Here is a 23258-nt window from a genome sequence, read left to right as displayed (position 1 = left end):
ATAATTCAACAAAAGATATTTTTCTATTTAAAGGAAAAGTATTACATAATTTTATGATTGGAGGGGAAAGAATGAATAGTATTAAAATTGCTGTAATTGGTGGAGGGAGTAGCTATACTCCAGAACTTATTCATGGAATAATACAAAGAATTGAAGAATTCCCTGTAAGAGAAATAGCATTAGTAGATGTAGAAAAGGGTCAATGGAAACTTGACATAATTAGCAAACTTTCTTTAAGGATGTTAAATAAACATAATATCAAAACAAAAATAACTTCAACTTTGAATAGAAAAGAAGCTATAAAAGATGCAGATTTTGTTGTTACTCAATTTAGAGTAGGTGGACTTGAAGCAAGATTAAAAGATGAGAACATACCATTAAAGTATAATCTCATTGGTCAAGAAACTACTGGTGTAGGTGGATTTATTAAAGCACTTAGAACAATACCGGTAATACTTGATATATGTAAAGATATTAGTGAATTAGCTCCAGGGGCATTTTTAATTAATTTCACAAATCCAGCAGGAATTATTACTGAAACTGTTTTAAGTTATACAAAAGTTAAAGCTATTGGAGTATGCAATGTTCCAATAACAATGAGAAATAATATTGGAAAATTACTTGATGTAGAAGGAAATAGAATAAGAATAGATTTTGTAGGTCTTAATCATATGGTTTATGGAAAGTCAGTTTATCTTGATGGAGAGGATATAACAAAGGATATAATTCGTAAGCTTTCCAATGGTGCTTCTATAAATATGAATAATATTCCTGATTTAAAATGGGATAAAGAGTTTTTAAAATCTTTAAATATGATTCCTTGTCCTTATCATAGATATTTTTATATGAAAAATGAGGTTCTAAAAGAAGAATTAGAAGAGATAAAAAATGGACATGGTACAAGAGCAAAACAAGTAATGGAGATAGAAAATAAATTATTTAAAATATATGATGACCAAAACCTTGATGAAAAGCCATCTGAGCTAGATAAAAGAGGAGGAGCTTATTATTCAGAAGCTGCAATTTCTCTTATGAGTGCTATATACAATGATAAAAATGAAATTCATACTTTAAATGTAAAAAATAATGGTGCCATAGTAGATTTACCTAATAATTCAGTTATAGAGACAAATACAATTGTAAATAAAAATGGAGCTATACCTATATCAGTAGGAATTTTGCCGGATTCTATAAGAGGGCTTATACAACAGGTTAAAGCTTATGAAACTCTTACAATAGAAGCAGCAATAAATGGAGATTATAATCAAGCTTTTTTAGCATTAATCAATAATCCATTAGGAGGTTCAATAAACACTACTAAAAAATTATTGAAAGATATACTTGATGAAAACAAAGAATATTTACCTCAATTTAAGTAGGGAGGAATTTATAATGGAAAATATAATATTTAAATTAATATCTTATAGTGGAGAAGCTAAAAGCTTTTCTATGGAATCTATAACCAATGCAAAAATAGGAAATTTTGAAGAGGCTGAAAAATGTCTTCAATTAGCAGATAAAAGTCTTGAAGAGGCTCATAAAGAACAAACAAAACTTATTCAATCAGAAGCAAGAAATGAAAAAATTGAAATTACATTGCTTATGGTTCATGCTCAAGATCATTTAATGAATGCCATAACCATGAGGGATTTAGCTATAGAATTTGTAGATATGTATAAAAAAGTGTCAAGTAATAATTAAGAAAAAAATATATATTATGATCTTAGTATTGATTAAAATTTGAAGTAAAAATGGAGATAGTTAAATGCGAAAATTAGGAATATCAATATATCCTCCACAAGGGGACATAGAAAAATATAAAGATTATTTAAAAATGGCTGCAAAATATGGATTTACAAGAGTATTCACTTGTCTTATATCTTTGGGAGAAAATATAGAAAATAATTTAAATCAGTTTAAAGAAATAACAAATACTGCAAAAGAGTTAGGAATGGAAGTTATTGCAGATGTAGATCCCTCTATTTTTAAAAAATTAAACCTAAGTTATAAAGATCTTCAATTCTTTTCTCAAATAAATTTAAGTGGAATAAGATTAGATTTAGGGTTTTCAGGAACGGAAGAAAGCATAATGAGTTTTAATCCATATGGGCTTAAAATTGAAATAAATATGAGCAATGGAACTAAATATCTTGATAATATTTTAAGTTATTGCCCTAATAAAGATAATATAATAGGATGTCATAACTTTTATCCTCATAGATATACAGGGATATCAAGAAAACACTTCTTGAACACATCGAGAGAGTTTAAAGAAAAAGGTATAAGGACGGCTGCTTTTATTAGTTCTTCTAATGGAAATTTTGGACCATGGCCAACTTCTCATGGACTATGTACTTTAGAAGAACATAGATTTTTACCAATTGATGTTCAAGCAAAAGATTTATTTAATACAGAATTGATTGATGACGTTATAATAGCAAATTGTTTTGCATCAGAAGAAGAACTTTATAGACTTAGTAGATTAAATAAGGATATTTTTGAACTTAAGGTCAAACTTTTAGAGGGATTACCAGAAATAGAGAAAAAAATAGTTTTAGAGGAAAGTCATTTCAATAGAGGAGATATATCTGAATATATGATTAGATCAACGGAAAGTCGTGTAAAATATAAAAATCATAAATTTGAATTATTTAATGCAAAACCTATAAAAAGAGGAGATATATTAATTGAAAGTTCTCTTTATGAAAGATATAGTGGAGAGCTTCAAATTGCATTAAAAGATATGGATAACAGTGGAAAAACTAATATAGTAGGTAGAATTCATGAAGATGAAATTTATTTATTAGATTATATTAAGCCATGGCAAAAATTTAAGTTTGAATTATAGATTTTAAAATAAACTTAACAAACTAACATTTTTATGAAAATGTACAAGTTATTTTAATCATTAATCTATTATGGATAATAGATAATAAAGAATTTTGAGTTTGAATTTTTCATGTATGATTTTTAAAAATGAGATTTTATGAAAAATATAAAGGTAGGTAAATATATGGCTGTAAAATGTATTAAGAATGGTAAGATAATCCTAGAAGATAGAGTTTTACAGGATAAATCAATTATATATGATGAAAAAATAATTCAAATTGTAGAAAATAATATTCTTAGTAAAGATATAGAAACTATTGATGTAGAAGGAAATTATATATCATCTGGCTTTATAGACATCCATGTTCATGGATCAAAAGGTTTTGATGTTATGGATGGCAAGATTGAAGGTATAGAGGCTATTAGTAAAAGTCTTTGTAATCATGGGGTCACAGGTTTTTTACCTACAACTATGACAATGCCAGTGGAGGATATTCATAAAGCTTTAGATGTGATAAGAGATTCTATGGATATTGAATTTAATGGTTCAAAAATTCTTGGTGTTCATTTAGAAGGTCCTTTTATTAGTTCTAAGTATAAAGGAGCGCAAAATGAAAAGTATATTTTATCACCAACAATAGAAATTATAAAACCTTATCTTGATATAATTAAGATAATTACTATTGCTCCTGAAATGGATAAAAACCACATTTTTATTAAATCTATGAATGTGAATAAAAATATGATATTATCAATAGGACATACAAATTCTACTTATGAAGAAGCTATGAGTGTTATAGAAGATGGTATAAAAAGTGCAACTCATTGTTTTAATGCTATGACTCCACTTCATCATAGAAATCCTGGAGCAATTGGAGCAATTTTAAATAGTGATATTTATTGTGAACTTATTGCAGATACAATTCATGTACATCCTGCATTATTTAATATTTTAGAAAAAGTTAAAGGTGAAGATAGGATAATTTTAATAAGTGATGCTATGAGAGCAGCTTGTATGAAATCTGGAGATTACGATTTAGGTGGACAAAAAGTACTTGTATCACATGGAAAAGCAACACTAAAAGATGGTACATTAGCTGGTAGCCTTCTCACTTTAGATAAAGCAGTAATGAACATGAGATCCAATACTAAATTAAAACTTGAAAAAATAATTAAGATGGTCACAATAAATCCTGCCAAGGCCATTGGGATAGATAATATGAAAGGAAGCATAGAAGTAGGAAAATATGCTGATTTTACAGTATTTAATGAAAATATGGATATTTTATATACCATAGTAGAAGGAAACTTGTGTTTTAGGAAGGAATTTTAGGTTATGCAAATTATTAAGGTAAAAGATTATAAGGAACTAAGCAGAAAGGCAGCAAGTATATTAGCGAGTCAACTTATATTAAAGCCTAAAAGTATTATAGGTCTTGCAACAGGATCTACACCTATAGGTACTTATGAAGAATTGATTCGTTTATACAATGAAGGATTTATAAGCTTTTCAGACGTAATTACTTTTAATTTAGATGAATATTGTGGATTGGAATCTAATGATATAAATAGTTATTATAATTTCATGAAAACTAAACTATTTAATCATATAGATATAAAAAAAGAAAACATTAATATTCCTGATGGATTAGCAGGAGACATCCAAAGAGAGTGTGAGTGTTATGAGAAAAAAATTGAAAAATCTGGCGGTATAGATGTACAACTACTTGGTATAGGGAGAAATGGTCATATTGGTTTTAATGAACCAAGTTTTAAATTTGAATCAAAAACATTTCTAGTAAACTTAGATGAAGATACAATTAAGGCTAATTCAAGATTTTTTAACAGTATAGAAGATGTACCTAGACAAGCAGTGAGTATGGGAATAAAAACTATTATGAGTTCAAAAAAAATTCTTTTGCTTGCTAATGGTGAGGAAAAAGCAGAAATATTATATAAAGCGATTTATGGTGATATAATTCCAGAGGTACCTGCATCAATACTTCAACTACATCCAGATGTTACTATAATTGTAGATGAAAAAGCAGGTAGCTATTTAAAATAAGTATAAAATAACTAGTCAGAGATTGGGAAATATAGAGGTATACTGACTAGTTATTCTCTAAATGCTAGTAATTAAAAACTCTGAAGAGGTACTTAGGAGGTCGTTATATGAAAGGTATAGGTGCATCTACAGGTATTGCTATTGGGAATACATTAGTTAAGCATAATAAAATTGAAGTGAAAAAATATAGTATTGAAGATTATGATGAAGAAGTAAAAAGGCTGAAAAAAACCTTAGATACATCTATTGATCAAATAAAAGAGCTTATTATATTTACAGAAAATACATTGGGAAAAGAAGAAGCGAAGGTTTTTGAAGCTCATATTCATATGCTAAAAGATGAGGAATTTATTACTCTTATTGAAAATAAAATTAAAGAATTTAAATTTAATGTTGAATGGGCAGTTAAGGAAGCCACTGATTTCTATGTAGATATGTTTAATTCTTTAGATAATAGTTATATGCGTGAAAGAAGTAGTGATCTTATAGATGTTTCAAATAGGATAATAAATAACTTACTAAATTTAAGTACTATAGATTATAGCAATTTAACTGACTCCTTTATATTAGTAGCTCATGATTTAACTCCATCTGAAACAGCGCAGCTTCCTAAAAATAAAATACTTGGCTTTATAACAGAAATAGGAGGACCTACATCCCACGTTGCTATTATGGCTAAAAATCTTGGTATTCCGGCAATTGTAGGTGCTGGGAAAATATTAGATCTATTTAATGAAAAATCTTTATTAGCTATGGATGGAGGTACAGGTGAATTTTTTATTGAGCCAGATTGCTTGATAATAAATCAGTTCAATGAGAAGAAAGCCTATTTAGAAAGTGAAAAAGAGCTTAATAAATCTTTATTAGGTATGAAATCTCTTTCAAAGGATGGTAAAAATTTTGAAATAGTATGCAACATCGGTTCACCAGAAGAATTACATCAGGTATTAGATAATGATGGTGAAGGAATTGGACTTTTTAGAAGTGAATTTATATATATGGGAAGAAATGAGGCACCTAATGAAGATGAACAATTAAGCTGTTATAAAAAAGTGGTTCAAGGAATGGATGGAAAACCAGTAACAATTAGAACTTTAGATGTAGGAGGAGATAAGGAGCTTACTTATTTAAATATTAAGAAGGAGCAAAATCCTTTTCTTGGTTTTAGAGCGACAAGATATTGGTTGAAAGAAAGAGAATTATTTAAGGTTCAACTAAGAGCTATTTTAAGGGCAAGTGTCTTTGGTAATGTGAAAATAATGTTTCCTATGATATCTAGTATTCAAGAAGTTAGAGCGGTAAAGGAAGTTCTTGAAGAATGTAAAAGGGAATTAAAATTAAGTGAAATACCTTATGATGAGCATATAAAAATTGGTATAATGATTGAGATACCTTCAGCAGCAATTATTTCTGATATTCTTGCAAAAGAAGTAGATTTTTTTAGCATAGGCACTAACGACCTTATCCAGTATACCATTGCTGTAGATAGATTGAATGAAAGAGTATCGAATTTATATACTCCATATCATCCATCAATACTTAGACTTATTGATACTGTAATTAAAAATGGGCATAAGGAAGGTATACCAGTAGGAATCTGCGGAGAAGCAGCTAGTGATATAAAGCTTCTTCCTATATTTATGGGGATGGAACTTGATGAGTTTAGTGTAAGTTCAGCTTTAGTTTTAAAATTAAGAAGATATATGAAGGAATTTACAATTAAAGAGGCAAAAGAACTTAGTGATAAAGTCCTCAAGCTAGGAGATTCGGAAAGTATTGAAAAGTTTTTAGAAGATATTACTAGTCAATGTCAGAAAATTAAGAATTAAAGAGAAAAATTTAAAAAGGAGGTGCATCAGAATAATTTTTTAAATAATTCTGATGCACCTCCTTTTTAATTACTACTATTATAAGAAATTAGTTAGTGATAAAATGAATTATAGCTATTTGTTTACAAACTAGTAGCTTAGAAAAATATAGGTATTATAATATAGCAATTATAAAAATTAGGTTATAATAAATTATAAATATAAGTTATATAATTAGAATAGTTTGGATAACTTAAGAGAAAAGAGTTTAAATTATTTATTGAGATTATACTATATTTATAGTTAGGAGAGATTTTATTGAAAAAAATTTTAAGTATAATTCTAATGGCAATATTAATCTTTACTGGTTGTAATATCAAAACTTCAGAAGAGAAAGCTTCAGATAGTGGAATTAAAGAAAATACTACAAAGGAAGCAGTTAAATTAGAGGAATCTCTAGATGAGAAGATAGAGAAAAAAATTTCTTCAATGACTATTGAGGAAAAGGTAGGACAATTACTTATGCCTTCTATAGATACTGTAAATACTAATGGAGAAAAGATTGACTTTACAATGGTTACCCCAGAAGTAGAAGAAGTATTTAATAAATATAAATTAGGAGGAATTATTTTATTTAAAAATAACATGATAGATAAAGAGCAAACTAAAAAGCTCACAGAAGACATACAAAAGACTTCAAGAGATATTGGAGTCTTTATAGGGACAGATGAGGAGGGAGGAACTGTAACAAGAATACCTAGAGATGTTGAAGCACCTAGTGCTAGAACAATAGGAGATAGTAAAGACCCCAATTTATCTTTTGAAACTGCAAAAAGCATAGGTAAAGATATGAAAAATTTAGGACTAAATTTAGATTTTGCTCCTGTAATGGATGTAGATACTAATCCTGAAAATCCTGTTATAGGTATTAGAGCATTTAGTAATAAACCAGAGATAGTTGCAGAATTTGGAGTCAAATTTATGGAAGGATTAAAAAGTGAAGGTATAATTAGTTCTGTTAAACACTTTCCAGGACATGGAGATACTATAGGAGATTCTCATAAAGATTTAGTAAGTATAAATCATTCCAAAGATAGAATAAATGCTGTAGAATTATATCCTTTTAAAAAAGCTATAGAAAATAATGTGAATATGGTGATGGTAGGTCACATTCAAGCAAAAGCTTTAGATGATAGCAAAATTTATTCTTCTAAGAAAGATACTGAAGTTTTAGTACCATCCACTTTTTCTAGTAAGATAATAGGAAAGATTTTAAGAGAAGAACTAGGATTTAAAGGTGTGGTTATCACTGATGCTCTAAATATGGGAGCTATAACAAATTATTTTACAATAAAGGAAGCTTCAGTTAATGCATTAAAAGCAGGAGCTAATATACTACTAATGCCAGCACCTCTAGAGCCAGGCGGAAATAATGAGCGGTTCGATGAAGTTTTTTATGGAATAATTGAAGATGTTAAAACAGGAAATCTAAGTGAGAATATAATAAACGAGAGCTTAAAAAGAATATTAAAATTAAAATATAATTATGGGCTTTTAAAGTTAGAATAACATTATATAATATTTTTAATATAGACTATAAAGATTAATAATTAAGAAGATTATATGGTAATACTATCATATAGAAAATATAAGGGAGGAGTTAATATGAATATTACATTTCAAGGTAATCCTATAACTTTAATTGATAAGGAACTTAAAGTAGGTGATAAAGCACCAAATTTTATATTGACTAATAGTGATCTACAGCCTGTAACATTAGATAACACAAGTGGTGTAAGAATTTTTGTAGTGGTGCCTTCCATTGACACAGGAGTATGTGATTTAGAAGTTCAAACATTTAACCAAAAAGCAGGAGAAGTTCCAGGTGTTCATATTTATACAATTTCAATGGATTTACCTTTTGCGCAATTAAGATGGTGTGGAGCAAAATCAGTAAAAGCTTTAACTATGTTGTCTGATTATAAAGATCATAGTTTTGGACATAATTATGGTAGCTATATAAAAGAATTAGGGTTATTAACTCGTGCAGTATTTGTTATAGATAGTAGTAATACAATAACTTATGTAGAGTATGTACCTGAAGTTACAGAACAGCCTAATTTTGAAGAAGTTATAAAAGCTGCAAAAGAAGCAAAATAGATATTTTCACTAAAAAAGCCTTATAAAGCGAGACTATCCGAAATGGGAAGTCTCGCTATTATTTTGTAAATTTATTCTATATACTTACAAAGATGTAAGTTTTAAATAAAAGTTGTAAGCCTAATCTATGGTGTGAGAATTTATAGAATGATAAAATTTTACATAAATAATGATTTGATATTTGTAAGGAGAGAGTAGTGTGAAATTTAATTTACTAAATATTAGCTTAAACAATGTAAGGCATAATAAGAAAAATTATTTTACATACATTGTTTCTATAATAATTAATATAAGTATATTTAATGTGTATTTAAATATAGCAAATTCAGAAGAATTAAAAGCACTTATGGGAAAAGATGCTTTAGGAGTTGCTAATCTTTTATTTAATTTATGTTCTTATGTAATCATTCTTTTTTCAGTAATATTCATGTGGAACTCCACTTCGTTTTTTATAAAAAAAAGAAAAAAAGAAATAGGCATATATGCTCTATTAGGAATGAAAAATAAAGATATAGCAAAGATGATGTTTATGGAAACTCTAATAATAGGGATATTTTCATTAGGTATTTCTATAGTAATAGGAACAGTATTGTCACAAGTATTTGCTAGAGTATTTATGAGTTTTATAAAGGCTACAGGGGATATAGGAATAGTATTCAGTTTTAAGGCACTAAAAAATACGTTAGTTAATTTTAGTATAGTATTTATTATCATTTCTATAAGAGCTTATAGAATAATATACAGATTTAAACTTATTGAATTATTTAAAGGGGAAGAAATTAATGAAAAAGAACCTAAAAATAAAACTTTAAAAGGTATATTATCAATACTGTTGCTTATTTTAGGATACTTCTTTGGAAGTTTAACAGGAATAAAAATTTTAGGTGCAGCATCACTTTTTTTAGCTCTAATATCAGTAATAGTAGGAACATATTTATTTTTTAACAGTTTCTTTGCTCTTTATGTAAGTTAGATGAGACAAAGGAAGGATAGCTATAAAAATGTAGAAAAACTACTTGCGCTATCTAATATTAGAAGCAGAATAGGCAGCAATGCTAAATCTTTAGCGGTTATATCCATATTAAATGCATCTATAATAGTTGCTGCTAGTGCTACAATGATTATAACTGGATTATTAGAAAAAGATATTTCTAATCATAGATTTTCTTATGTCTATCATTCTAATAAAGAAGCAGATGAAATTGTAGATAAAGTTTTAGAACAACATAAAGATAATAAGATAAAAAATGATATTTTCATTCATTCTTTAAAATTTAATGAAAATGAAATTTTAAAGGATGGTAAAGAAGGTAAAAATATTTATGTTATTAAGGAAGAAGATTATAGCAAGCTTTGTGATGTAGCAAATATAGAAGAAAAATTAGAACTTAAAAATAAAAATAATATAGCAATTCTAGATGAAAATGAGATTTCTAGTGAAAGAACATGGAGAATAGGTGCAAGTAAAATAAAAAGTGTAAAAGTAAATGAAAATATAAATATGCTCTTTGGAGATAGTGAAGAACCTATGGATTTACTTGAATATAGGGAAGAGATTATAAATCCAGAGGTAGGAGGAAAAACTGTAGTTGTAACATCAGAATCTTTTGAAAGACTTAAAACTTTTGGGAAGCCTCTTAGCCTTAGATTTATCAATGTAGAAAATCAAAATAAAAGTAAAGAACTAACAGAAGACATAAATAATAGTTTACATGGAAAAACAAAAATATCCAGCTACTATCAGTCCTACGAATCAGTAAGTAATATCAGTGGTACTTTTAAATTTATAGCACTTTTTACATCACTTATATTTATAATATCTAGCTTAAGTGTAATTTACTTTAAAATTGTGATGGAATGTGATGAAGAAATTAAGAGATATTCTATAATGAAAAAGATTAGCTTCTCATATAAAGATATTAAAAAAAGTATGGGAAAGGAATTGGCTATAATATTTATGCTTCCATTAATTTTATCAATACTTCATGCTTTAGCTGCATTAAGTACAATAATTTTTCTTCAAATTGAAGGGGCTATAATATCAATAAGTATATTTATAATAATATATTTAATCTTTTATAGAGTAAGCAATAAATCACATTTTAAATTTATAATAGAGATGATATAGAAGAAAAGGCACTTTGGTTATTGAAGTGCCTTTTGTAATAAATCAATAAAAATATGAAGTGAAATACTCAATATAATTCAAAATATATTTAATTTGAGACAAGTTTATTTTCATGATTATAATCAAACTCTTTAGGAGCTTGATTATAAATCCCTTCTTTGAAATTATCTAATCCTAATCTTTCTATGAAATCACTGATTTTTTCACCAAAATTTGCTGTCTTTTGATAGAAGGTTAAAATCTTTTCTACTAATTCATATGCTTCATTCTCAGTAATATCAATAGCTATTATGTCTGCAATTCTAGGATTAAACCCGGAGGAACCTCCAGCAGTTACTCTAAAGCCTGTAATGTCTGCAATCACACCTACATCTTTTGAATAAACTCCTCCACAGGCATTTCTACATCCAGCAACTCCTATTTTAGTTCTATTTGGCATAGAAGCCCCATGAAATTTATTTAAAATTTTCATGCCTATATTCATAGTATTGGCCTTAGATCTTTTGCAAAAACCAGCAGGGCAAATCTCTACATTTTTTACTGAATAAATATTTTTAACAGCAGGTTCCATTTCAAGTTCAGCCCATATATTTTCAAGATCCTCTTCTTTTAAATTTGTTATCATAATTCTTTGGCCAGAAGTCATCTTCAAAACTCCATTATATTTTTTAGCTATTTCACCTATCTTTATAAGTTTATCAGCACTTATAAATCCACCGGGGATGTGCGGTGTTATAGCAAAAGTTCTCTTGCCATCTCTAACCTTTTGTAAATTACCGTAATGTGCCATAAATAAACACTTCCTATCTATGTAAATTTTATATTTCCTTATCAATAAATATATTTTAATATTTAATAGAGCCTTTGTCAGTAACAAAGGTTACAGATAAATTAGTCAGAAAATAAGTTATTAACCATTAAAAGAGATTATTATATTAAGTGGTAAAAATACTTGTCCAATTTAGATTTTAGTATCTTTAAAAATAATAAGCCAGTAGATTAATCTACCGGTTTATTATTTTTCAATATATCTTAAATTAAATTTTCCGCTGTAAAATTCTTAGCTATTTTCTGTAATAATATATAATCTATTATAAGTATAATGGTTCCAATTATAATTAATACCATATTAGTTAAAAGCAATATACCAGTTATTTGACCAACTGCTAAGAGAATTATAGGGAGAACAATAAGACCAGCTAACTGTTGAGCTTCTTGAAAGGTTTTAGACTTTGCCGATATTAGAATAGTAAAAGTTAATCCAAGAATTGCTACAGCAGGAGTAAGATATAATATAAGAATTACCCATTTTATATTAGGGAAAATAAGGTTATGAAAATATAATAATCCACCTATATTTATAATTATTCCAAATATTATACTGCATATTAAAGTTATTACATAAGTAGGAATGAAAACTCCTAAAAGTTTAGCTTTAAATAGTTCTTCTATTGAAATTGGCGTATATAATAGTGTTTCCATAGTTTTATGTTCTTTTTCTCCCACAAAACTGCTAGCACCGAGTAAAGTTGAACACATTATAGGTATTAACAGAAAAAAAGAAGGGAACAAGTAATTAGTAAGTATAGTCAATACCATTTGCTCCGTGGTAAGAGTTTTATAAATTTGTGGCAATTTGCTTATTAAAGAATCAAAATCTTTTAGAGTTTTTGCTGCATCAGAGGAAAAATGAAGAAATAACAATACTATTGTTGGAAGTATAATTACAAAAATTAATGGAACTATAATCATAGGTATTAATACTTGTTTTGAAGATGTTATATCTTTTATATCTTTATAAATTAATGCTTTATTTATTTTATTCAAATTTATCACCTCTCACATAGCTGAAATATAAATCTTCTAAAGAAGGTTTTTCTCTTCTAACTTCATATATTTTTCCATTGTTACTAAATATATTGTGTAAAAGATTAGCTACTTCCTCATCATTAGATATATGCTTTCTATAGATATTTCTATCAATTTTATTTAAACCAACATTATTAGGAATATTTTCTCCTCTGATTATAATAGAGTCATTAAAGTTTTTATCATTGCATAATTCTTCAAAACTACCAAAGCCAAGCAAAGTTCCTTTATTTATAAGAGCATAAAGTGAGCATATATCCTGTGCATACTTTAATTGATGAGTACACATGAATACGGTACTTTTATTTTCAAATGTCATATTTTTGATAAGCTTAGTAACATTTTCAGCACTTTCAGGATCAAGGCCAGAAGTAGGTTCATCAAGAAATAATATTTTAGGATTATGAATAAGAGCTATAGCAAGAGATATTCTTTTTTTCATTCCAGTACTATAAGCTTTTACCTTTCTATGCTTTACATCCTCTAATTCTAATCTAGTTAATAGTTCGTCACTTCTCTTTTTTATTTCATTATTGTTAAGACCATGCATTTTACCAAAGAAAATAAGATTTTCTTCACCACTTAAATTTTCATAGCTACATGCTGTTTCTGTCATCACTCCTGATAAACTATGAATTTTTATTTGATCTTTAGTAACATCATGTTCAAATATTTTTACTTTGCCTTCTGAAGGGGCTAGTATTCCATTTAATATCCTCACTGTAGTGGTTTTACCTGAACCATTAGGACCAAGAAATCCTACAATAGAGCCTTCAGGTATTATAAAATTTATATTATCCAATGCTTTATTAATACCATCATAAGATTTAGTTAAGTTTCTTACTTCAATAGCATTCATTATTATCACCTCTTATATATTAAACTTTAAAGGGGGAGAAAAAGTTCACATAAATTAAGAAAAATTTATAAAAGTATATCTAAATAAAAATAGTGAGTGACAAATAATTTATAAGGTTATTATAATCAATATATAGATTCATAATACTTTGTTATAAGTTTAGACTTTGACCTTAAATGGAAAAAATAAAGCTACTTTATAATGAAATTAAAATATTATTATAAATTTAAAATACTACTTTAAGATTAAAAGTATATTGAATTTTTATAAGTTACATATTAACTACCACAAGAATATAAAAATACTGTAAAAACTAATTATTTTTAATTAACTTTTACAGTATTTATTACTATAGCTTAAAGATTTAATCTATTTCATAGATATTTTTTATAAAGAACATTAATGCAGCACTAATAGCTATTTCATTATCCTTAAATGTTCCACCCTTTATTATTTCTACTTTTGTTGAAATATCCTTATTTCTTTTAGATAATGCTTCTTTTACCATATCAAAAAAAACATTAATATTTCTTATAATAGGTCCATTTAAAATAATTATATCTGGATGAAGTAAATTTATATAATTATATATGCCAATGGCAAGAGCTGAAGAAGCCTCTTTTATTACAGAGAGGCAAAGAGAATCTTCTCTATTAGCTTTTGTACATATATCACTAAAAGATATATTGCCGGAAGTGTTTATTTTAAAATCTAAATTATTTAGTTTACATAAATTCATATATTTTTTAGTGATTGCAGGAATAGATGCATATGTAGCCACACAACCATAATTACCACATTCACACTTATCACCTTGAAAATTAACTATTTGATGAGAAAAAGAATCAGCTCTATCACTCTTACCTCTTAAAATTGTTCCATTACTTATGAAACCAGAAGCTAATTTAGTTCCACAATTAAAATAGGCGATATTCTTATCTCCCTTACCATTACCTAGAAGATATTCACCTAAAACAGCGGTATTAACACCATTATCAATTAGTACTGGCAAATGAAACATATTTTCTAAAGTCTTTTTTAATGGGAAGCCACACCAACTTTTATTATTGAAGTATTCTATATTGCCATAGGTTCCATCTTCCATATTAATAGGACCAATACTTCCAACACCTATGCCTATAAGATTTTCTTTTTTTATATTTAAATTTAATATGTGTTTATCTACTATTAATTTTATCTTATTTATTGCATCTTCAGGTAAACTATCAGGTTTCAGCGGGAATTTTTCTTGAACTAGCATTTTCATTTTTAAATTAGTAATCACTATATTAGCTCTAGTGCCAGATATATCAATACCTATAAGATAAAAATTTTCATCATCTAGGCTATATATTCTTGGCTTTCGTCCACCTGTAGATTCAGCTTCACCTACAACTTTAACTATCTTTCGTTCTAATAAGGAATCCATCATTCTATTTAAAGTGGTTAATTTCACATCATATTTTTTTATGATATCATTTTTTGTCATAGTTTCATTTTCTACTAATAGTTTTAAAATTGTTTTTTCTCCATCGCTAAATTTGCCTAAAAAACTGTTCATAACTAATGCTGTTCTCCTCTCAGCTTTGATATAAAATTTTAGATTTTCTATTAGTTTTTTAAATAAGGCAACTATATTAAAGATATAATAAATATTTTGCTTTAAACAAGATAACACAAACCATTGAAAGTGGAATATGTTGACACAGTATTATGCAAAACACATTATCATATCGGCTAGTTATTTTTAAAGATGCCTTATAAAACATAAAATAGAAAAATTCCTAAAAAACCAGATACTAATATTATTGTAATAGGATTTAGATTTTTTTTAAAGATTAAATACATAGCTAAAATGGAGATTATTGTCGTAAAACAGTTTTCTATTGAAATTATTTGTCCATTTCCATAAGTTTCTTTTCCTATACAGTAGGCCGCCGAAATTATCATTGCAATTACAATAGGTTTAATGAAATATAATATGTGATTTATAAATTTATTAAATCTTTTATTTTTCATTAGTCTTGATAAAAGTATGGCAAATAAAAATGATGGCAGTATTACTCCTAATGTAGATACTAAACTTCCTAAAAATCCAAACACATTATAACCAATAAAAGTGGCTGAGTTTATTGAAAGTGATCCAGGAGTCATTTCAGCTATTCCTATCATACTAAAAAAATCTTTATTAGTTATCCAATGATATTTCTCTATTACATTTTGTATTAGAGGAATCATAGAGTATCCTCCCCCAAAGCTAAGCAACCCGATTTTAATAAAATTAAATAAAAGTGTTAATAATCTTGCCAAGAAAATCCCCCCTTTTTTCTATAGCATTTCTTTTAAAAAAGAAAATTTTAATGCTTTATAGCAAAGCTGAAAGAACCAATGATTATGCCTATAAAAATTATTATCATTGGATTTATATGAAACAGTATCATAGAGATAAGAGAAATAATCAATATAATCCAATTTAATTTATCTTCAATGGACTCTTTTTTTAAAGATATTGCGGAAAAAAGAATTAATGAAATGATGGCACTTTGCACTCCGTGAAGAAAGGCTTGTATACTTCCTAGTTGGGCAATATTAGTAAAAAATAAACTAATGATTAATATAATTATGAATGATGGTAAGACTACACCTAAAGTTGCTATAATAGATCCTTCCAATTGTAAAATTTTATATCCAATTAAAGTTGCTGAATTAATTGTTACTGAGCCTGGGAGGGTTTGGCCTAAGGATAATAAATCAGTAGTTTCTTTTTTTGTTAACCATTTATTTTTATTAACTACTTCTTTTTCAATTAAAGGAATCATCGAATAACCACCACCAAAGGTAAAAATCCCTATTTTGAAAAAAGTAAAAAACATTTGCAATTTTTCTCTTAAACTTAAACTTTTTTCTTTCATAAAATCACCACTTTCAACCAAAAATATATAAAGTTTAAGAATATAATTATATTATATTAAGATTAGTATATGTTTGTGACTAATATTATATAATCTTTTAACCGAAATGGCAATAAGTTATAAGAATTTTTATGAAATTAAGAAATATTATTAAAGAATAGTTATAATGTTCCATAATTTAAAGACTTAAATTTTATATATTTAGTATTAGGTTTTTAGTAATGAGTACAACAAAAAAATTTCCTTTTGTTAAAATAGAAATAGTTTCGTAAGCTAAGTCTAAATACAAAATAAGGTCATCCAAAATGAAGAGTAATAGTTTATTACATACAAAGTGGAGCTGCAAATACCATATAGTATTCACGTCAAAATTCAGAAGGGAAAAAACATATGGAAAAAAAGCAGAGATAGGGAAGATATTAAGAGAATTATGTGAATAGAAAAGTGCTGAAATAATAGAAGTAAATGCATGTGTATATTATATACATATATTAGTTTTCATTCCAACAAAGAAAGAATGCATCAAATTTTATAGGATTTTTTAAAGGGAAAAGTAGTTTAATGATATTTAAGAAATTTGCAAATTTAAAATATAAATATAGAAATAGTCACTTCTGGTATAGAGGATTTTACGTAGATACAGTAGGGAGTAATAAAACTACAGTAGAAGAATATATAAAAAATCAGCAAAAAAGATATGATTTAAGATTAAATAAGTATAAGAAAATATATGAACTCTTTTAATGATAATAAGGAATAAAAGATGCAGCTTGTGAAAGAAAAAAGCGCCCTAAGGCGCAATACTAATAAAATATCCTTATAGAACGATAGAAATACCACCAGCTTAGCTGGTGGATTTTTATTAAAATATTTTTATAATACTTTTGATAGAAAATCTTTAGTTCGTGGATGCTTTGGGTTTTCAAAAACTTCTTTTGGAGTTCCTTTTTCAACAATATTTCCACCATCAATAAAGAAAATTCTATCTCCGACTTCTTTTGCGAATCTCATTTCATGAGTAACTATTACCATAGTCATTCCTTCTTTTGCTAAGTCTTTCATAACATTTAAAACTTCTCCTACCATTTCTGGATCAAGAGCAGAGGTAGGTTCATCAAAGAGCATGACCTCAGGTTCCATGGCTAAAGCTCTAGCTATGGCAATTCTTTGTTTTTGTCCTCCAGATAATGAAGAGGGGTAGGATTTAGCCTTATCCTTTAAATCCACTTTTTCTAGTAAGGCCATTGCTTTTTTTTCTGCTTCTTCCTTGCTTAATCCCTGTACATTAATTGGTGATAGTGTTATATTATCCAATACAGTTTTATGAGGAAAGAGATTAAATTGTTGAAACACCATACCCATTTTTTCTCTTATTTTATCTATATTAATTTTTTTATCCGTTATTTCTGTTGATTTAAATGTTATTGTTCCAGAAGTAGGTATTTCAAGTAGGTTTAAGCATCTTAAAAATGTGCTTTTTCCTGAACCACTAGGTCCTATAACCACAACTACTTCACCTTTTTCTATAGTCTCATCTATACCTTTAAGAACTTCATGTTGTCCAAAGTGTTTTTCTAATCCTTTAATGGTTATCACTTATCTTCATCCTCCTCTCAATTACTCCTAGTAATTTTGATAAAGTAAATGTTAATACAAAATAAATAATTGCAACAACAATTAATGGTTCAAAAGGTTGAGCGGTGTTTCCTCTTATTGTATCTGCTTTATACATAAGCTCACCGATTCCTATAACAGATACTATTGAAGATTCCTTTATTATTGTTATAAATTCGTTACCTAGCGCAGGTAGTATATTCTTTAAAGCTTGAGGCATTATTATTAGTCTCATGGTTAAAGAATTTGACATACCTAAACTCCTTGCAGCTTCTTTTTGGCCCTTATCTACAGCATCTATACCGGCTCGTACAATTTCTGCAACATAGGCAGCACTATTTAAAGATAAGGTTATTATCGCTGCTACCATATCAGGAAAATGAATACCTAGTGAAGGTAATCCATAATAGACTATGTATAACTGAACTAATATTGGAGTTCCCCTTACGATTTCTATATAAGAAGATGAGATAAATTTTAAAAAATTATTTTTACTAAGTTTCATAAGGCTTAATATAGAGCCTAAAATTGTACCAAACACAACAGTAAAAAATGCCAGTATTATGGTAAATTTTGTTCCTTCGATGAAGAAAGGATAATATTTGCTTAAAAATCCAAAATCCAAAATGTCTTCCTCCTTTCAAAAGTTCTATAGTAGCAATTATTCTATCATTTTATTTGCTTCAACAATAAACTCAGATATTTTTCCTTCTTTTATAAGTCTATTTAAAGTTTTATTTATTTCTTCTATAAAATCTGCCTCACCTTTCTTAACTGCAATAGCTGTACCTAAGTCTTCCTCTGTTTTAAATTCGCAAGTTGTCATTGCTAAATCAGGATTTCTTTCAGCATAAAGTTCACCAACTGGTAATTCTACGACAACTGCATCTACTTTATTGTTTTTAAGTTCCATTATTAAATCAGTGACTTTACTTAAACCTTTAAAATCTGCATCTTTTATTTGAGATGTAGCAAATTGTTGTTGTATAGAACCTTTTTGTACACCTACCTTTTTACCAGCTAAACTATCTAAATCTGGGTATTTATCTTTATCTTCTGTTCTAACTATTATTCCATGTTGTGCTTTATAATAAATATCTGAAAAATCGACGCTCTTTTTTCTTTCTTCTGAAGGATTCATGCCAGAAAGAACCATATCTACTTTATCAGTTTTAAGAGCAGCCAATAATCCATCAAAGCTCATATCACTAATTTCTATTTCAACGCCTAAATCCTTAGCAAGTTCTTTTGCTATTGCTATGTCAAAACCTACAATTTCATCTTTGCCGTTTATTTCTTTATGAAATTCATAAGGTGGGTAATCAGCACTTGTACCAATAACTAGTTTTTTAGATTCCTTAACTTTCTCTAAAATCGATACTGATCCTGCATCAGATTCTTTTTTATTACATCCTATTAGACTAAATGTCATTGCACCTACCATAGTTGCTACTATAAACTTTTTAAATAAACTTTTCTTCATTTTTAATCCCCCTAAATCAATTTTTACGTTGAGTATAATTATACATACATTTATTATAAATATGCAATACTTTTTTAAAAAAACTTTTAAAAATTGATTTTTTGTAGTAAAATACCTATATTTATATGTTTTTTAAGGCTAAATTCAGAAAGTAATTTATATTTTAATAATATTTATACATATTATTCATAATTTTATATATTTATTATATTAGATAATTTATGCATTGAGTTTTATGAAATAATATCTCCATCCTTAAATTTAGATATTATTTTTTTATTTTCTTATAATTTATGTAAATAAAATTAGAAATGAAGACACAACAATAAGTCATAACAATTCTACTAGTTTTTATGACTAAATTTTTATTTATGTCTAGTTATGATAAAATTATGAAATAGTAAAGAATATTAATTTGGGAGATAAAATATGAATAGTGAAAGTTTAGAAGAAATATTGAATTCAATTAAAAATAATAAATTATCTTTAATTTTAGCATCAACAAAAGATTGTGGAGTTTGTACTTCTATAGAGCCAAGAGTAGAATACTTAGTGAACAAATATCCTAATATAAATTATAAACATATATTTATTGACTCAATGATAAAAGCAAGTGGAGAATTTACCATATTTACAGTACCAACTATAATTATGTTTGCACAAGGTAAGGAAGTTCATAGAGAAAGTAGATTTATTGACTTTGAGAACTTAGAGTTTGAAATTTCAAGATGGCATAATTATTTATTTAATTAATATTTCTATAAAGTTCTATTTAAATTTAGTTATAAGGGGAAATATATAGAAGCTATAATGTATGATTCATTATATATGGTTCCTTAATGAAAATTTAACTTATGCATGATTTCAATTTTCATAATAAAATTTTTATAATAGTTATAAATTTTGCATTGTGAATTGTAAATTAAAAAAGTTGTGTTTTAAAATAGTTTATAGTAGAATATCATATAAATATAAGCAATTAAGTAAAAAATTACTAGCATTAATATGTAAATACTAGCTTAAAGGGGAGGATATTTTGATAAAACCTAAAAGATTAAAAGAGGGTTCTCGCATAGCAGTTATATCACCATCTAATGGTTTACCATTTTTATTTCCAGATATTTATGAGCTTGGATTAAAAAATTTAAGAGACATATTAGGGTTTGAAGTAGTTGAAATGAAAACTGCCAGAATGTCATCAGAAGATCTTTATAACAATCCCAGATTAAGAGCAGAAGATATAAACAATGCTTTTAAAGATGATAGTATTGATGGAATTATAACGTCTATAGGTGGATATGAATCTGTCAGAATTTTAAAATATTTAGATAAAGATTTAATAATAAATAATCCTAAATTTATTATGGGATTTTCAGATGCCACTACTTTTTTAACTTATTTAAATCAGCTAGGTATGATTACTTTTTATGGGCCTTCAGTTATGGCAGGATTTGCTCAATTAGAGAATCTTCCAAAATCTTATATAAATCATATTAAAGCAATGTTGTTTGAGGAAATAATACCTTATTCATATAGACCTTATGAAAAATGGGTGAATGGGTATAAAGATTGGAGAAATAAAGATACAATAGGGCAATGCACAGAATTTAATGATAATAAAGATGGATGGAGATTTTTACAAGGACAAGAAATTACAGAAGGTAGATTATGGGGAGGATGCATTGAGGTCTTAGAGTTTTTAAAATCAACAGACTATTGGCCGAATAAAGAGTTTTGGAATGATAAAGTCTTATTTTTTGAAACTTCAGAGGATAAGCCTTCTCCAAACCAAGTTGAATCTATGTTAAGGAATTATGGTATTCAAGGGATATTTGATAAAACAAGAGCTATAATTTTTGGTAGAGCTAAAGATTATTCACAAGAAGAAAAAGAAGAACTTAATAATATTATATTAAAAGTTATTAGAGATGAGTTTAACAATAGTTACATGCCAATAGTTGTAGATGTAGATTTTGGACATACTGATCCTAAAATAATTTTACCTATAGGAACTAGTATTAGATTAAATCCTAATACTAATGAAATTATTTTAATAGAAAGTCCATTTGAATGATAAAAATAGATTAACATATTAAAAAGTCATAAATATTTTTTAAAAGTTTATTAAGGTATATTAGAAAATAAACATTAAGTATGTTTGTATATTTTGCTAATTATTTTCTTTATATGCCTGAGTAAAAATATTGATTTCAAAGCATATAAATATATTTAAATAGGAGGAAATTATGAATAAAGAATTTTTTATTGGAAATAGAAAGAATCTTAGTGAAAAATTAGAAGATAATTCAGTTTTAATACTTTTTGCAGGAGATGCTCCATATAGGTCTGCAGATGCCAAATATTCATTTGTACAAAATAGGAACTTTTACTATATAGCTGGTTTTCCAAGAGAAAAAGCTATATTTATGTTAGTGAAACAAGATGGACAAGTATCAGAAAGCCTCTTTATAGAAAGGCAGGATCCTGTTATGGCTAGATGGATTGGAGAAAAGCTATCTGTAGAAGAATCTAAGGATCTAACTGGTATAGAAAATATTAAGTATTTAGATCAATTTCATGAATCTTTTGGTAGAATTGGTGGAGATATGATTATTGAAAATATATATTTAGATCTTGAAAGACAAGAATATAATATGGCAAATAGTGAAGGAGTAAATTTCGCAAGGAAAGTTTTAGAAAGATATCCATTCTTTAAAGTGAAAAATGTATTTGATCATATTGCTAATTTAAGAGTTATAAAATCTGAGGAAGAAATTGAACTCATTAAAAAAGCTATAGATTTAACTAAAGAAGGTATATATAATATGATGTCTAATGCTAGAGTAGGAATGATGGAATATGAACTTGAAGCATGTTTTGATTATGCTTTAAGAAAAAATGGAGTTAAGGTTACAGCTTTTAATACCATAATTGGTTCAGGAAAAAATGGCACAGTACTTCATTACGAAGAAAATAATTGTGAAGTTAAAGATGAAAGCTTAGTTTTACTTGACTTAGGTGCACAATATGAACTTTATAATGGCGATATTTCTCGTACTTTCCCTATAAATGGTAAATTTACTGAAAGGCAAAAAGCTGTTTATAATGTAGTGTTAAGAGCTCAAAAAGCTATTGAAACAGCTGTAAAACCAGGAGTTATGTGGAAGGATATAAATGAATTATCTAAAAAAGAGCTTGCTAAAGGATGCAAAGAACTTGGATTGATAAAAGAAGATAATGAATTATCTAATTATTATTTCCATTCCTTTGGACATTTTTTAGGATTAGATACTCATGATGTTGGACAGTATAATATTCCACTACAGCCAGGTATGGTTTTGACTAATGAGCCAGGTCTTTATATCTCAGAAGAAGGCATTGGAATTAGAATAGAAGATGACTTACTTGTGACAGAAGATGGCTGCATAAATTTATCTAAAGATATTATAAAAGAAATAGATGAAATAGAAGAATTTATGGCAAAAAATAAAAGATAACAAGGGATAAAAATAAAATATAAAATCAGCTTAC

The 23258-nt window shown here is 27.2% G+C and carries 22 protein-coding genes and 1 pseudogene; 14 read left to right on the top strand and 9 right to left on the bottom strand.

What is annotated here, in order from left to right; all coding sequences use genetic code 11:
• Positions 1-71: 71 nt before the first annotated feature.
• From ACY1IQ_RS06235 to ACY1IQ_RS06190, 10 genes are all read left to right on the top strand, one after another.
• On the top strand, positions 72-1379 hold the full coding sequence (locus ACY1IQ_RS06235) for a 6-phospho-beta-glucosidase (protein ID WP_461613153.1): 1308 nt from the start codon (positions 72-74) through the stop codon (positions 1377-1379).
• A 13-nt stretch (positions 1380-1392) separates the two neighbouring features.
• Positions 1393-1701, top strand: coding sequence for a PTS lactose/cellobiose transporter subunit IIA (locus ACY1IQ_RS06230; protein ID WP_461613152.1), 309 nt, complete (start codon positions 1393-1395; stop codon positions 1699-1701).
• 64 nt (positions 1702-1765) lie between these two features.
• Positions 1766-2848: a DUF871 domain-containing protein gene (locus tag ACY1IQ_RS06225; protein WP_461613151.1), complete on the top strand. Its 1083-nt coding sequence runs from the start codon at positions 1766-1768 to the stop codon at positions 2846-2848.
• A gap of 138 nt (positions 2849-2986) precedes the next feature.
• Positions 2987-4162, top strand: a complete 1176-nt coding sequence (gene nagA, locus ACY1IQ_RS06220) for an N-acetylglucosamine-6-phosphate deacetylase (protein WP_461613150.1) — start codon at positions 2987-2989, stop codon at positions 4160-4162.
• 3 nt (positions 4163-4165) lie between these two features.
• On the top strand, positions 4166-4894 hold the full coding sequence (gene nagB, locus ACY1IQ_RS06215) for a glucosamine-6-phosphate deaminase (protein ID WP_461613149.1): 729 nt from the start codon (positions 4166-4168) through the stop codon (positions 4892-4894).
• Positions 4895-5001: 107 nt separating this feature from the next.
• Positions 5002-6723, top strand: coding sequence for a phosphoenolpyruvate--protein phosphotransferase (gene ptsP, locus ACY1IQ_RS06210; protein WP_461613148.1), 1722 nt, complete (start codon positions 5002-5004; stop codon positions 6721-6723).
• 297 nt (positions 6724-7020) lie between these two features.
• Positions 7021-8271 (top strand): glycoside hydrolase family 3 protein, encoded by a 1251-nt coding sequence (locus ACY1IQ_RS06205; protein WP_461613147.1) that lies wholly within the window; start codon positions 7021-7023, stop codon positions 8269-8271.
• A gap of 96 nt (positions 8272-8367) precedes the next feature.
• Positions 8368-8862, top strand: a complete 495-nt coding sequence (tpx, locus tag ACY1IQ_RS06200; protein WP_461613146.1) for a thiol peroxidase — start codon at positions 8368-8370, stop codon at positions 8860-8862.
• A 199-nt stretch (positions 8863-9061) separates the two neighbouring features.
• Positions 9062-9835, top strand: coding sequence for an FtsX-like permease family protein (locus ACY1IQ_RS06195; RefSeq protein WP_461613145.1), 774 nt, complete (start codon positions 9062-9064; stop codon positions 9833-9835).
• Entirely contained in the window at positions 9836-10990 is a 1155-nt protein-coding gene (locus ACY1IQ_RS06190) for an ABC transporter permease (protein ID WP_461613144.1), read from the top strand.
• Between the two features lie 88 nt (positions 10991-11078).
• On the opposite strand, the gene ACY1IQ_RS06185 is transcribed toward ACY1IQ_RS06190, so the two are convergent.
• From ACY1IQ_RS06185 to ACY1IQ_RS06160, 6 genes are all read right to left on the bottom strand, one after another.
• Positions 11079-11780, bottom strand: a complete 702-nt coding sequence (locus ACY1IQ_RS06185) for an NAD(P)/FAD-dependent oxidoreductase (RefSeq protein WP_461613143.1) — start codon at positions 11778-11780, stop codon at positions 11079-11081.
• Positions 11781-12022: 242 nt separating this feature from the next.
• On the bottom strand, positions 12023-12826 hold the full coding sequence (locus ACY1IQ_RS06180) for an ABC transporter permease subunit (RefSeq protein ID WP_461613142.1): 804 nt from the start codon (positions 12824-12826) through the stop codon (positions 12023-12025).
• Positions 12810-13718, bottom strand: coding sequence for an ABC transporter ATP-binding protein (locus ACY1IQ_RS06175; RefSeq protein WP_461613141.1), 909 nt, complete (start codon positions 13716-13718; stop codon positions 12810-12812). Before ACY1IQ_RS06175 ends, ACY1IQ_RS06180 begins: the two co-directional genes overlap by 17 nt.
• Positions 13719-14082: 364 nt before the next feature.
• Positions 14083-15279 (bottom strand): ROK family protein, encoded by a 1197-nt coding sequence (locus ACY1IQ_RS06170; RefSeq protein ID WP_461613140.1) that lies wholly within the window; start codon positions 15277-15279, stop codon positions 14083-14085.
• Between the two features lie 197 nt (positions 15280-15476).
• Positions 15477-16028 carry a chromate transporter gene (locus tag ACY1IQ_RS06165; RefSeq protein ID WP_461613139.1) on the bottom strand — a complete coding sequence of 184 codons (552 nt, stop codon included), beginning with the start codon at positions 16026-16028 and terminating at the stop codon, positions 15477-15479.
• 47 nt (positions 16029-16075) lie between these two features.
• Positions 16076-16630: a chromate transporter gene (locus tag ACY1IQ_RS06160; protein WP_461613138.1), complete on the bottom strand. Its 555-nt coding sequence runs from the start codon at positions 16628-16630 to the stop codon at positions 16076-16078.
• A 305-nt stretch (positions 16631-16935) separates the two neighbouring features.
• On the opposite strand from ACY1IQ_RS06160, the pseudogene tnpA reads away from it, so the two are divergent.
• Positions 16936-17374, top strand: a pseudogene (gene tnpA, locus ACY1IQ_RS06155) (IS200/IS605 family transposase).
• A 129-nt stretch (positions 17375-17503) separates the two neighbouring features.
• On the opposite strand, the gene ACY1IQ_RS06150 reads toward tnpA, so the two are convergent.
• From ACY1IQ_RS06150 to ACY1IQ_RS06140, 3 genes are read right to left on the bottom strand one after another with little or no spacing between them, the layout of a single operon-like run.
• A complete protein-coding gene (locus tag ACY1IQ_RS06150; protein WP_461613137.1) occupies positions 17504-18226 on the bottom strand; it encodes an amino acid ABC transporter ATP-binding protein in 723 nt (240 codons plus the stop codon).
• Positions 18213-18869 carry an amino acid ABC transporter permease gene (locus tag ACY1IQ_RS06145; RefSeq protein WP_039632351.1) on the bottom strand — a complete coding sequence of 219 codons (657 nt, stop codon included), beginning with the start codon at positions 18867-18869 and terminating at the stop codon, positions 18213-18215. The genes ACY1IQ_RS06150 and ACY1IQ_RS06145 overlap by 14 nt, the downstream gene beginning before the upstream one ends.
• Before the next feature lie 36 nt (positions 18870-18905).
• Positions 18906-19727, bottom strand: coding sequence for an ABC transporter substrate-binding protein (locus tag ACY1IQ_RS06140; protein WP_461613136.1), 822 nt, complete (start codon positions 19725-19727; stop codon positions 18906-18908).
• A 429-nt stretch (positions 19728-20156) separates the two neighbouring features.
• Between ACY1IQ_RS06140 and ACY1IQ_RS06135 the strand changes: the two genes are divergently transcribed.
• The 3 genes from ACY1IQ_RS06135 to ACY1IQ_RS06125 all read left to right on the top strand — a co-directional run bounded on the left by ACY1IQ_RS06135 (position 20157) and on the right by ACY1IQ_RS06125 (position 23224).
• Positions 20157-20480: a thioredoxin family protein gene (locus ACY1IQ_RS06135; RefSeq protein WP_461613135.1), complete on the top strand. Its 324-nt coding sequence runs from the start codon at positions 20157-20159 to the stop codon at positions 20478-20480.
• 283 nt (positions 20481-20763) lie between these two features.
• Positions 20764-21801, top strand: coding sequence for a S66 family peptidase (locus ACY1IQ_RS06130; protein WP_461613134.1), 1038 nt, complete (start codon positions 20764-20766; stop codon positions 21799-21801).
• A gap of 172 nt (positions 21802-21973) precedes the next feature.
• On the top strand, positions 21974-23224 hold the full coding sequence (locus tag ACY1IQ_RS06125) for an aminopeptidase P family protein (protein ID WP_461613133.1): 1251 nt from the start codon (positions 21974-21976) through the stop codon (positions 23222-23224).
• Positions 23225-23258: the final 34 nt, after the last annotated feature.

The sequence above is a fragment of the Clostridium sp. Marseille-QA1073 genome (assembly GCF_054863625.1).
The sequence above is the reverse complement of the archived record's forward strand: the minus strand, read 5'-3'. Positions and strand labels throughout refer to the sequence as shown.

Coding starts and splice junctions, on each gene's coding strand:
- ACY1IQ_RS06235 (WP_461613153.1), top strand. CDS start 72: ATGAATAGTATTAAAATTGCTGTAATTGGTGGAGGGAGTAGCTATACT.
- ACY1IQ_RS06230 (WP_461613152.1), top strand. CDS start 1,393: ATGGAAAATATAATATTTAAATTAATATCTTATAGTGGAGAAGCTAAA.
- ACY1IQ_RS06225 (WP_461613151.1), top strand. CDS start 1,766: ATGCGAAAATTAGGAATATCAATATATCCTCCACAAGGGGACATAGAA.
- nagA (WP_461613150.1), top strand. CDS start 2,987: ATGAAAAATATAAAGGTAGGTAAATATATGGCTGTAAAATGTATTAAG.
- nagB (WP_461613149.1), top strand. CDS start 4,166: ATGCAAATTATTAAGGTAAAAGATTATAAGGAACTAAGCAGAAAGGCA.
- ptsP (WP_461613148.1), top strand. CDS start 5,002: ATGAAAGGTATAGGTGCATCTACAGGTATTGCTATTGGGAATACATTA.
- tpx (WP_461613146.1), top strand. CDS start 8,368: ATGAATATTACATTTCAAGGTAATCCTATAACTTTAATTGATAAGGAA.
- ACY1IQ_RS06190 (WP_461613144.1), top strand. CDS start 9,836: ATGAGACAAAGGAAGGATAGCTATAAAAATGTAGAAAAACTACTTGCG.
- ACY1IQ_RS06185 (WP_461613143.1), bottom strand. CDS start 11,780: ATGGCACATTACGGTAATTTACAAAAGGTTAGAGATGGCAAGAGAACT.
- ACY1IQ_RS06175 (WP_461613141.1), bottom strand. CDS start 13,718: ATGAATGCTATTGAAGTAAGAAACTTAACTAAATCTTATGATGGTATT.
- ACY1IQ_RS06170 (WP_461613140.1), bottom strand. CDS start 15,279: ATGAACAGTTTTTTAGGCAAATTTAGCGATGGAGAAAAAACAATTTTA.
- ACY1IQ_RS06160 (WP_461613138.1), bottom strand. CDS start 16,630: ATGAAAGAAAAAAGTTTAAGTTTAAGAGAAAAATTGCAAATGTTTTTT.
- ACY1IQ_RS06140 (WP_461613136.1), bottom strand. CDS start 19,727: ATGAAGAAAAGTTTATTTAAAAAGTTTATAGTAGCAACTATGGTAGGT.
- ACY1IQ_RS06135 (WP_461613135.1), top strand. CDS start 20,157: ATGAATAGTGAAAGTTTAGAAGAAATATTGAATTCAATTAAAAATAAT.
- ACY1IQ_RS06125 (WP_461613133.1), top strand. CDS start 21,974: ATGAATAAAGAATTTTTTATTGGAAATAGAAAGAATCTTAGTGAAAAA.